This window comes from Syntrophomonas sp. UBA5494 (assembly GCF_002426325.1).
Genome location: NZ_DIPG01000124.1, coordinates 12334 through 22532 on the forward strand (window position 1 = coordinate 12334; position 10199 = coordinate 22532).

The 10199-nt window shown below is 52.9% G+C and carries 11 protein-coding genes; 1 reads left to right on the plus strand and 10 read right to left on the minus strand.

Annotation, left to right across the window (positions count from 1 at the left end):
* From B3W37_RS13830 to B3W37_RS13845, 4 genes are all read right to left on the minus strand, one after another.
* A partial coding sequence (locus B3W37_RS13830; protein WP_483176153.1) for a flavoprotein occupies positions 1 to 230 on the minus strand: 230 nt, incomplete at its 3' end.
* 15 nt (positions 231 to 245) lie between these two features.
* Positions 246 to 1160 (minus strand): dipicolinate synthase subunit DpsA, encoded by a 915-nt coding sequence (dpsA, locus tag B3W37_RS13835; protein ID WP_483176154.1) that lies wholly within the window; start codon positions 1158 to 1160, stop codon positions 246 to 248.
* 214 nt (positions 1161 to 1374) lie between these two features.
* Positions 1375 to 2172: a 4-hydroxy-tetrahydrodipicolinate reductase gene (dapB, locus tag B3W37_RS13840; RefSeq protein WP_483169244.1), complete on the minus strand. Its 798-nt coding sequence runs from the start codon at positions 2170 to 2172 to the stop codon at positions 1375 to 1377.
* A gap of 238 nt (positions 2173 to 2410) precedes the next feature.
* Positions 2411 to 2845 carry a hypothetical protein gene (locus B3W37_RS13845; RefSeq protein ID WP_483176155.1) on the minus strand — a complete coding sequence of 145 codons (435 nt, stop codon included), beginning with the start codon at positions 2843 to 2845 and terminating at the stop codon, positions 2411 to 2413.
* A 136-nt stretch (positions 2846 to 2981) separates the two neighbouring features.
* Between B3W37_RS13845 and B3W37_RS13850 the strand changes: the two genes are divergently transcribed.
* Entirely contained in the window at positions 2982 to 4763 is a 1782-nt protein-coding gene (locus B3W37_RS13850) for an Rqc2 family fibronectin-binding protein (RefSeq protein WP_483169243.1), read from the plus strand.
* A gap of 66 nt (positions 4764 to 4829) precedes the next feature.
* On the opposite strand, the gene B3W37_RS13855 is transcribed toward B3W37_RS13850, so the two are convergent.
* The 6 genes from B3W37_RS13855 to carB all read right to left on the minus strand — a co-directional run.
* Positions 4830 to 5123 carry a hypothetical protein gene (locus B3W37_RS13855; protein ID WP_483169242.1) on the minus strand — a complete coding sequence of 98 codons (294 nt, stop codon included), beginning with the start codon at positions 5121 to 5123 and terminating at the stop codon, positions 4830 to 4832.
* Positions 5124 to 5149: 26 nt separating this feature from the next.
* Entirely contained in the window at positions 5150 to 5725 is a 576-nt protein-coding gene (gene pyrE / locus B3W37_RS13860) for an orotate phosphoribosyltransferase (protein ID WP_481038448.1), read from the minus strand.
* The gene (gene pyrF, locus B3W37_RS13865; RefSeq protein ID WP_481038447.1) at positions 5719 to 6447 is read right to left on the minus strand and encodes an orotidine-5'-phosphate decarboxylase; all 729 of its coding nucleotides are present in this window, start codon (positions 6445 to 6447) and stop codon (positions 5719 to 5721) included. The genes pyrE and pyrF overlap by 7 nt, the downstream gene beginning before the upstream one ends.
* A 173-nt stretch (positions 6448 to 6620) precedes the next feature.
* Entirely contained in the window at positions 6621 to 7565 is a 945-nt protein-coding gene (locus tag B3W37_RS13870) for a dihydroorotate dehydrogenase (protein WP_483169240.1), read from the minus strand.
* Positions 7566 to 7715: 150 nt separating this feature from the next.
* A complete protein-coding gene (locus B3W37_RS13875; RefSeq protein ID WP_483176156.1) occupies positions 7716 to 8504 on the minus strand; it encodes a dihydroorotate dehydrogenase electron transfer subunit in 789 nt (262 codons plus the stop codon).
* 36 nt (positions 8505 to 8540) lie between these two features.
* Positions 8541 to 10199, minus strand: a 1659-nt coding sequence (gene carB, locus B3W37_RS13880) for a carbamoyl-phosphate synthase large subunit (RefSeq protein WP_483176157.1), incomplete at its 5' end; no start/stop codon positions are given.

The window sequence follows — 10199 nt, forward strand, 5'->3', positions numbered from 1 at the left end:
TTAATAACGCCGCGTCCAGTGATATCATGGATTTCCTGTTTTAAATCATCCACCCGGTAAAAACGGTTGTCGGTTTGGTCGGCGGTATATGAAAAAATGGTATAAAGTTCTGCCCCTGCCTCCCGTAGTCTCTTGAGCTGGAGCATGATTTCCCCAACGGTGCAATGCGACCCGGTTACAACCACTCCGATTCTGATATTGTCCAGCCGCTTTTCCAGTACAGTGTTCACATTTTTCACCTCCGTTCAATCCAGGAGCAGGGGTTCGCCCAACCTGGACATTTCTTGCACAATCAATCTAGGTACAACCTCGGCCAGGATCTTGCCTGAGGTGACCGGAGCCACCTTGCCGGGAAGCCCCGGAGCCAAAATGGCTTTAAGACCAAAATTATTGGCGGCTTCAAAATCAGTTCCGCCGGGTTGTGTGGCCAGGTCGATAACAACCATATTGGGGTTGGCATGTTTTAAAGATTCGGCAGTGAGAACAAGGGCCGGAACCGTATTAAACACCAGATCACTGTCCTTCATGATCTGCTTGAGCTGATCATACTCAGCCCGGCGGCATCCCATCTCCTGGGCTCTGGCTAGCTGCCCCTGATTGCGCGCCACTACGGTTACTTCTGCGCCAAGCGCCTTTAAGTATCTGGCCAGGGTGATGCCGACGCGTCCAAATCCTATGACACAAGACTTACTGCCATGAATGGTTATGCGGCTCTCCATTATGGCTATCTGCAGAGCACCTTCAGCAGTGGGAATTGAGTTGGGTATGGCGATTTCATCTATTTCAGCGATTTCCAGAAGACTGAGGTTTAGGGTCTCACACCATTCCTTGAGGTAGGGACGAGCGGAACCAATAATGACCAGGGCATGGGCAGGCAGCATCTGCAAAGCCGAATAGGTTAAAAGCAGCGGCTCCTCGGTATATACCGCGCGGATGACCCCCTCGGGGTTGGTTCCGGGAAGAGGCATGATAACGACTTCCGCTTCCTTACATGCGTCCTCGACAGTGTTCACCGGCAGGGCGCCATGGCAGACCATATCGCGGGGAAAACCGGCTACTGTAACCGTAGCCCCCATTTTCACCAATTCGTGCACCAGAATCGCTTCCCGGTCATCTCCGCCCAATACGGCAATTTTTATTCCAGACAACACTGAACTCACTGTCTTCCTCCTTTATAGATGTAGTGGCTACAATTATTAGCATTATATGTGTACTTATCAGAACTGGTGCCTGTCTGGAACCGGCCCTGGCTGGCCTTAAAACAGGCAATAAGGCCGTTTAAGGGTGGCTGGACAAAAAAATGTCGCTGGTGCAATTCCAGCGACATGGTGGGTTTATTTTTTAAATATAGCCAGAAATGCCAGCAACTCATACTTACATCAGGGCGTCCATGCCGTAAACCAGTCCTTTTATCCCTACGATTTTTTGCACTGCCATCACTACCCCGGGCATGAAACCAACCCGGTCGTAGGAGTCGTGGCGAATGGTCAAGCTCTGTCCGGGCCCGCCAAAGATCACTTCCTGGTGAGCCACAAAACCGGGCAGACGCACGCTGTGAATGCGGATATCTCCCGCCTTGCCGCCTCGACTGCCGGGTATTTTCTCAAATTCGCGGGAGTTCCTGGGAGGTTGTATGCCCCGGTTGGCATTGATCATCTCTGCAGTCTTTAAGGCCGTACCCGAGGGGGCGTCCATTTTTTGATCATGATGGGTTTCTATAATCTCTACATCGGGGAGGTAGCGGGCTGCTTCCTGGGCGAATTTCATCATTAAGACCGCCCCGATAGCGAAGTTGGGGATTACTGCCACCCCGGTTCCGTTGGCCTGGGCCAATTGCTCCAATTGGGAAAGTTCCGCTTCGTTAAGACCGGTGGTGCCTACCACACAGTTCACCCCGCAGGCTAAAGCCCGGCGGGTGTTATTGAAAACCGCCTGAGGGTTGGTAAAATCAATCATAACATCGGGTTTAACCTTTGCGATCAAGCCTTCCAGGTCATTCTCCAGATCCAGACCGCAGTCTATGCCGGTAAGTTCGGCAAAAGAAACCCCGGGATGCATTACATCCACCAGGCCCGCAATTGCCATGTCGAGTCTGTTCTCCAGGGCTTTGACGGTTTCCCGCCCCATTTTGCCCAGAGCGCCGACAATAATAACCTTTATCGGTGTTGACATACTTCAACCTCCCATTATTTCCTAGCATTTAGTTTTATATATTTTGTTACCGCAGTCAAGATTTGTTATAATCTGCTATATCAACATGAACAACGGGGCTGGCCGGTTGCTTCCCCGTCCCGGCAGGAATGATGAGATGACGCCCTGGCCCGATCGACAGTTGCGCCGGCCTATTTTCACGAAAAAATAAAAAACCCGGGCTAGGCTCCCGGGCTGATTATTGTATGGCTATGGTATTTTAGACCTGATTATAAAGCCTGGCCTGGGCCACTACAAATTTTATGATTTCCTGTACCATGCGCCGTTCGGAAAAAGTCAGGGCAGCCTTTTCGTCTTTGGCACGGTTGACCACTTTCATGAAGCGTTGGGTGCATTTAATCTCATGCCTGATCTTTTCTACGGTTTCCTGTTCCTCAACCGTGTAGTAAAGCCGATTCAGGTGGTCTAGTACCAGTTTCTCGCGGTTGGTGAGTGCAATGACCGCGGCTTGTTCCAAAAGCTCATGTTTGCTCAAGTCATAACTGAGAAAATTATATATCAAGGCCAGACGCTTGCGTTCTTCGCGCGCAAGCAGTATCTCGGTGCTGATTTCTTTTTTGGAACTCTCCAGTTGCATTACCTGTTCCAAAATATTGTTGTATAGACTGACTACCAACTGAGACGTAGTGATCACCTCCCGGCCATTTAGTTATATTTTTAGTTCTCTGTTCCTTGTGGTATTCCTCTTATTATTTAAATATTCTGGTCAGAGAAAATCGACAATCAACCGCTTTGCCGTTATTTACCAAACAGATTGTGAGGGTTTTAAAATGCCTTTTGACGGATTCACCATCGCAGCCATAACCGCAGAATTAAACCTGGCCCTGGCCGGAGCCCGTATTGACAAAATCCACCAGCCGGAAAAAGACGAGCTGGTTTTTTCCATCCGCATGCTGCAAGGGGGCAACCACCGGCTGTTGCTTTCAGCCAATCCGCGCTGGGCACGGATGCATCTGACTGCCAGCCGCAAGGCCAATCCGCCCCGTCCCAGCGCGTTTTGCATGCTGCTGCGCAAACATCTTGAGGGCGGGAAAATCAGAGCCGTAAAACAGCTGGGCTTTGAACGCATGGTGATGGTCGATATCGAGGCTCTGGATGATTTCCGCGAATGGACTATCAGGCGTTTAATCTGCGAGTTCATGGGCCGGCACTCCAATATTATCCTCATCAACCCCGAAACCGGGATTATAATCGACGCCATTAAGAAATTCGGCAGCGATGTGAGTTCTTACCGGGAAGTGCTGCCGGGAAAGCCCTATATAGCACCTCCCGGCCAGAACAAACTCAATCCCCTGGAAACAGAGTACGAGAGCTTTTGCCGCGGCATCTGGGCTCAGGATGAAACCGCCGTATCACAGGCCTTGTTCAGCCTGTTTTCCGGGGTGAGCCCTTTTACGGCCCGCGAGATTTGCCTGATGACAGGCATTAACCCCACTTTGCCGGCAGCGCAATGCGGAGAATATGAGCTGGGCAAACTATACCATCAGGTGAAGGTATTGCTGGAAACGGTGCGGAGCGGAGCGGCACAGCCTACTCTTTCATATCAGGACGGCCACCCGGTTGAGTTCGCCGCATATCCCATCAGTGCCGCCCCCACCCGGGCCTTTGATTCTATCAATACTGCCTGCGATCAATATTATACCGCCAAATTAGACGCATTGCGGCTGGAATCATGGAAGACCAACCTGTCGCGCCACATCAAACTGATTCTGGATAAGGCTTGCAAGAAGCGTTTTTACCAGGAAGGCGACCTGACCGCGGCCCGCAACCAGGAGCAATACAAGATCTGGGGTGAATTGATAACCGCATATTCCTATCAACTGGAGAAAGGCATGACAGAAACCGTGTTGGAGGATTATACTTCCGGTGAAAAAATAGTGATTCCTTTGGATGCCCGCTTCAGCCCGATTACGAATGCTCAGCGCTATTTTAAGCTGTACAACAAGAGCCGCAAAACTATCGCCCACCTGGAAGGCCTCATGGCTGCCAATCAGTTGGAGATAGATTATCTGGAATCAGTCCTGTTGTCTATTCAGCAAGCTGAAAGTACAGATGATATGGAGGAGATCAGCGAAGAGCTGGAAAGGGATAAGAACGGCAGGAACAAAGTAAAAGGAAGAAAGTCGTCCGGACCGCGCACCATGCCGCGCCGGTATCTCTCCAGCGACGGGCTGGACATCCTGGTAGGACGCAATAACCGCCAGAATGACAACCTGACCTTGAAACAATCCGATCCCCACGATTTGTGGCTGCATACCAAAAACATACCCGGTTCGCATGTGATTGTGCGCCTGCCCCGAAAAATAAAATCCATTCAGGAACTGCCCGACGCCACCCTGGAGGAAGCCGCACTCCTGGCCGCCTATTTTAGCAAAGCCCGCCAATCGGAAAAGGTTGAGGTGGACTACACCTTTCGTTCCCAGGTGCGCAAGCCCGGCGGCGCCAAACCGGGTATGGTCATCTACGACAACTACTGGACCATAGTCATCAATCCCCAGGAAAACCGCCTGGCCAAGCTGCTTCAGTCCGAAGTCAAAACACCCGTGACCTAGACCTGGCCGCTCCTGGTCGCCTGGAAGACTTTCCTCCGTGTTTTCCAGTCATCCACGCCTTCCAAATTATTCTATATTAAGTGAGCCGTCTGGATTGGTAGTTACTTTATTGCCGGGTTCCAGAATATAGATCTTTTTTTTGACTTCATCGACCGCCACGTCCCGATTGACGAGGGTGGAAACCTCGTTAGCGGTGGCCAGGGTGCGAATCTGCACCCCGTTGTCATACAGCTGCAGGGTCAGCTGGCCGTAATCCTTTTTCACCACTTCGGTCTGGCTGCGCTGATAAGTTTTCATGAAAACGTATTCATAGCCGCCTTCTTTATACTGCATCTCGTTTCCGTTTAGATATACCTTCATCTTTATCCACCTTACAGCATGTCAGCCTAAGCCCGGCTGCCAGGCTTTACTAGCGGCAGTTTGCCTTCCCGGCACAGCGGGCAGTCCTCGGCCTCCCAGGAGGTTATGTCCAGAGACAAGACCGCGGCCTGTTTCACCCCGAAGTCCACCGAACCATTGCTGCGGTCCACCAGAACCCCGACACCTGCCACCTGTCCTCCCAGTTTCTCGACAACTTCTATAGCCTCTTTAACTGAACCTCCGGTAGTCACCACATCTTCCACAACCAGAATGCGCTGACCAGGCTCGATGCTAAAACCGCGCCTCAAGGCCATCTGGCCATTCTCTCTTTCGGTAAACATGCCTAAAACCCCTAACTGGCGGGCCACCTCATATGCTACCACGATGCCTCCCATAGCCGGTCCAATTACCAATTCCACTCCGTCATCTTTGAAGACCTCGGCCAGGTGCCGGGCCAGTTGTTCTGTGAATGCCGGATATTTTAAGACCTGGGCGCACTGCATGTATTGATTGCTGTGCCGTCCCGAGGTGAGCCGGAAATGCCCTTCTAATAAGGCTCCGGCCTGGCTGAATATCTCTATAGCCTGTGTTTTTTCTAGCATTTTGCTGCCTCCAATTCCTCTATAATCTTCTGGGCTGCTGCCACCTTATCCGCCGCTGCGGTGATGGGCCGCCCGATGACTATGTAGTCAGCTCCCAGCTCAACCGCCTGTGCCGGTGTGGTGATGCGCTTCTGATCATTGGCCTCCGACCAGGCCGGTCTGATCCCCGGGGTCACAATCTTAAAATCCGCTCCGCAGGCGGTACGGATGGCGGCGATCTCCCGCGGTGAGCAGACTACGCCTCCGATGCCGCAGTCCCTGGCCGCCAGGGCCCACTTAACCACCACCTGTTCCACGGTCAAACCGGAGATAAGCATATCACTTTCCAGATCTGGCTGGGCAATACTGGTCAAAACCGTCACCGCCAGTGTTAATGGGAGCGGAACCCCCAGCCGCGCTGCTTCCTGCTTAACCTCACGGCTCAGTTCGCTCATCATGGCCCGCCCCCCGGCGGCATGAATATTGAACATGGCACAGTTCAGTCTGGTCATGACTCGCCCCGCGGCGGCTACGGTATTGGGTATATCATGGAACTTTAGATCTACAAAAACCTGACCTCCGCAGTCGTTGATTTCTGAGACAATGGAGGGTCCGGTGCTGTTATAAAGCTGCATACCCACTTTAAAAACTCCTACATACGGAGCCAACTCTTTCACCAGGGTCAGGGCTTGGCGCCTGGTATCCACATCCAGGGCCAGAATAATGCGGTCTTTAGCCTGCAAAGCTTTTCCTCCTCTTGCATTAATCTAAGTATGAATCAGCTCGATAGATGTTGAGAAAATCTCTCTTACGGTTTTAACCAGCCTGTTTAATCCTATAAGCTTTTCTCATTTCACAGTAATCCACAGGAATTGCGTTTTACTGCACAAAGGGGCGGCGCCCGCAGTTCTGAAGGTCAGATACGATGGGCCGCTCCCACCAGTTCATCTATGCTGTTCAGACCTTGTTCCAGCAAATACTGCTTGATTCCTTCGCTGATCTCCAACGGCAGTGCCGGATTGACGAACAACCCGGTGCCTACCGACACGGCCCGGGCCCCAACCATGATAAACTCCAGGGCATCACTGGTATTGACAATACCGCCGCCGCCCAGGATAGGCAAGGCCACTTCCCGGTAAACCTGGTAGATCATCCTTAATGCCACCGGCTTGATGGCCGGTCCGGACAAACCGCCAAACACATTGCCCAGAACCGGCCGGCGAGTCTTCACATCCACAGCCATGCCCAGCAGGGTGTTGATCATCGACAGGGCATCAGCGCCGCCCCGCTCGGCAGCTCTGGCAATAGCCACAATATCGGTGACGTTGGGCGACAGCTTGGGAATCACCGGCAGCGCAGTCTGTGCTTTTACTGCCCTTACCACCGCTTCCACCATAGCGGGATCGGTACCGAACTGCAAGCCGCCCTGTTTGACATTGGGGCAGGAAATATTCAGTTCAATTGCGGCCACTCCCGGCTGCCTGCCTATGATGGCGGCGGCTTGTTCATAATCCTCCACGGTGTTGCCGGCGATGTTGGCTACCACCGTCACTCCTCCCTGCCGCAGCCTGGGCAGATGGAAAGACACAAAAGCCTCCACCCCGGGGTTTTCCAGCCCGATGGCATTGAGCATGCCGGCCGGAGTCTCACATATACGCGGCGGAGGATTGCCAATGCGCTTCTCCAGGGTAGTTCCTTTTACAATCACCGCCCCGATCGAGGCGGGATCAACATAATCCTGGTATTCAAAGCCGTAGCCAAAGGTTCCCGATGCCACCGCTACAGGGTTTTTCATCATCAGGCCCCCCAGGTTGACTGATAGATCCAGGGATGGCGCCGATACGGCCAAATCCTTCTTCAAAGCCGGCCCTCCCATCAAGTTTTTTTAACCCAAATTTAACAAAGGCCTAACCACAGCTTAAAATAGTTGCAATACAATATAATCACGGTGTTGGCAAAAACTATACGTCCCCTTTAAGTCCTCACAGATTAATGACCGGTTATCCGGTCATTAATGCTGAAACAGCAAATCCATGTCAAAAACCGGCCCGTCTTTGCAAACCTTCACATAATCATCATCCTCGGGTTTGAGTTTGCGGGCACAGCCCAAACAGGCGCCTACGCCGCAGGCCATGGCTTCTTCAAGCGACACTTCCCCCCTGATGCTGTGCCGGCGGGCAAAAACGGTCACGGCTTCCATCATCATTTCCGGACCGCAGGTATATATCATGTCTACCCCGGCAAATTGCGGCTGTTCTTGCAGTAGTCCCACCACTGTGCCTTTATAGCCCAGGCTGCCGTCCATGGTAGCCGGCCAGGTTTGAATACCCAGTTCATTGAACTTGCGTTCAAAGGCAGCGGCCTCGCTACGGGATGCCGCCCCGCAGGCGGCCTCAACAGGGTGTCCCTTCTCCTGCAAGACCCTGGCTAAATATACGAGCGGGGCTATGCCCACTCCTCCGCCTACTAACAGCGCGCTTTTTCCAGCTGCAGGGAGAGTAAATCCTTTCCCCAACGGCCCCATGATATCCACATGCTCCCTGCTCCCGATCTTCTTCAGCAGCTCGGTGCCCCGCCCCACCACTTTGTAGAGCAGGGTGATGCTGCCGAGTTTCTTGTCCACATCATAGAGGCTTAAAGGCCTTCTCAAGAGGGGGTCGTGAGTCTGACCGGGGCGAAGATGCACAAATTGTCCCGGTTGTGCCTCCCGGGCGACTTGCGGGGCTATAATCTCGATTTCATATAAGTGGTGGCCCACTTTTTGATGGGCTGCAACTAATCCTTTTTCCACAGCAGGCATTATCTTACCTCCGAGTCTAATCATACCATCAAATCTTTACTGGCGGAATTCGGCCACATATTCCTGCAAGGATTGCACCTCCTGAGGCTTGGCCTCCTCATTCCCTTTTAAGACTTCCAGAATCACCTTCAAAGTGTCAAGAGAGGTTAAACAGGGCACATTTAATTCCACTGCAGCCCGGCGGATATGAAATCCGTCGCTGAACGGCCTGCGCCCCTGAGTAAGCGTGTTTACCACCACATCCACCTGACCTTCCCGAATCAGATCGACGATATTGGGGGAACCTTCTTTGAGCTTCTTAACTCGTTGCACCTTCACTCCGTATTCTTCAAGGGCCTGGGCGGTTCCTTCCGTGGCGGTGATCTTAAACCCCAGCCTGGCGAACTCGGCAATAACCGGGATAGCCTCGGTTTTATCTTTGTCAGATACGGTGGCCACCATGGCGCCGGCCCCTTTGACTTCCACTCCTGCTGCCTGCAGGCCCTTGTAGACCGCGCTGTTCAGGTTATGAGCGATTCCCAGTACTTCTCCGGTGGATTTCATCTCCGGTCCCAAGTTGATGTCCACCTGATGCAGTTTGTTGAAAGAAAACACCGGCACTTTTACGGCGTAGAAAGCGGGGGTTTTATAAAGCCCCCCCGGGTAGCCCAGGTCGCCAAGGGTTCTGCCCAGCATAATCTCCGTGGCCAGCTTGACCATTGGAATACCGGTGATTTTGCTGACAAAAGGCACGGTGCGGCTGGAACGCGGGTTAACCTCCAGAACATAGAGCTCGTCTTCATATTCAACAAATTGAATATTGATAAGGCCTTTGACCTTTAATTCCAGGGCCAGGCGAATCGTGTAATCCACCACCTTATCCCGGATAAAATCACTTAGGCTGTGAGCCGGGAAAACCGCCATACTGTCGCCGGAATGCACCCCGGCCCGCTCGATGTGCTGCATTATACCGGGGATCAGGACCTCGCTGCCGTCACAGACTGCATCCACCTCGATCTCCCTGCCCAGCAGGTATTTATCCACCAGAACCGGATGCTCCGGGCTGGCCTTGACCGCAGTCTGCATATATTCACGCAGTTCGTCTTCACTGTATACGATCTCCATGGCCCTGCCCCCGAGAACATAAGAAGGCCGAACCAGAACCGGGTAGCCGATTTCAGCGCCCACCTTCACGGCCTCATCGGGATGGAATACCGTTTTCCCCGGCGGGCGGGGAATGCCCAGTTGCTCCACCATGGTATCGAAGCGGTTGCGGTCCTCAGCCCTGTCGATGCTCTCATTGCTGGTCCCAAATATTTTTACCCCGGCCCTGGACAACGGCCCGGCCAGGTTGATGGCAGTCTGCCCGCCGAATTGCACAATCACGCCTTCAGGGCGCTCTTCCTCGATAATATTCATCACATCTTCGTAAACCAGCGGCTCAAAATACAGCCGGTCTGAGGTGTCAAAATCGGTGCTGACGGTTTCGGGGTTGTTGTTGGCTATGATGGCCTTTAAGCCCGCCTCCCGCAAAGCCCACACGCAGTGCACCGAACAGTAGTCGAACTCCACGCCCTGGCCGATCCGGATCGGTCCGGAGCCGATGACCAGAACCTTGCGGTCGCCGTCCTGGTGGATGGCTTCATTCTCCTCCTCGTAGCAGGAATAGAAATAAGGGGTTTCGGCATCAAACTCGGCCGCACAGGTATCCACCAG

What these genes read in the sequence shown, in the direction of transcription:
- B3W37_RS13855 (WP_483169242.1), bottom strand. Translation starts at nt 5,123, where the DNA reads ATGAAGGTATATCTAAACGGAAACGAGATGCAGTATAAAGAAGGCGGC.
- dapB (WP_483169244.1), bottom strand. Translation starts at nt 2,172, where the DNA reads ATGTCAACACCGATAAAGGTTATTATTGTCGGCGCTCTGGGCAAAATG.
- B3W37_RS13875 (WP_483176156.1), bottom strand. Translation starts at nt 8,504, where the DNA reads ATGCCTGCTGTGGAAAAAGGATTAGTTGCAGCCCATCAAAAAGTGGGC.
- B3W37_RS13850 (WP_483169243.1), top strand. Translation starts at nt 2,982, where the DNA reads ATGCCTTTTGACGGATTCACCATCGCAGCCATAACCGCAGAATTAAAC.
- pyrE (WP_481038448.1), bottom strand. Translation starts at nt 5,725, where the DNA reads ATGCTAGAAAAAACACAGGCTATAGAGATATTCAGCCAGGCCGGAGCC.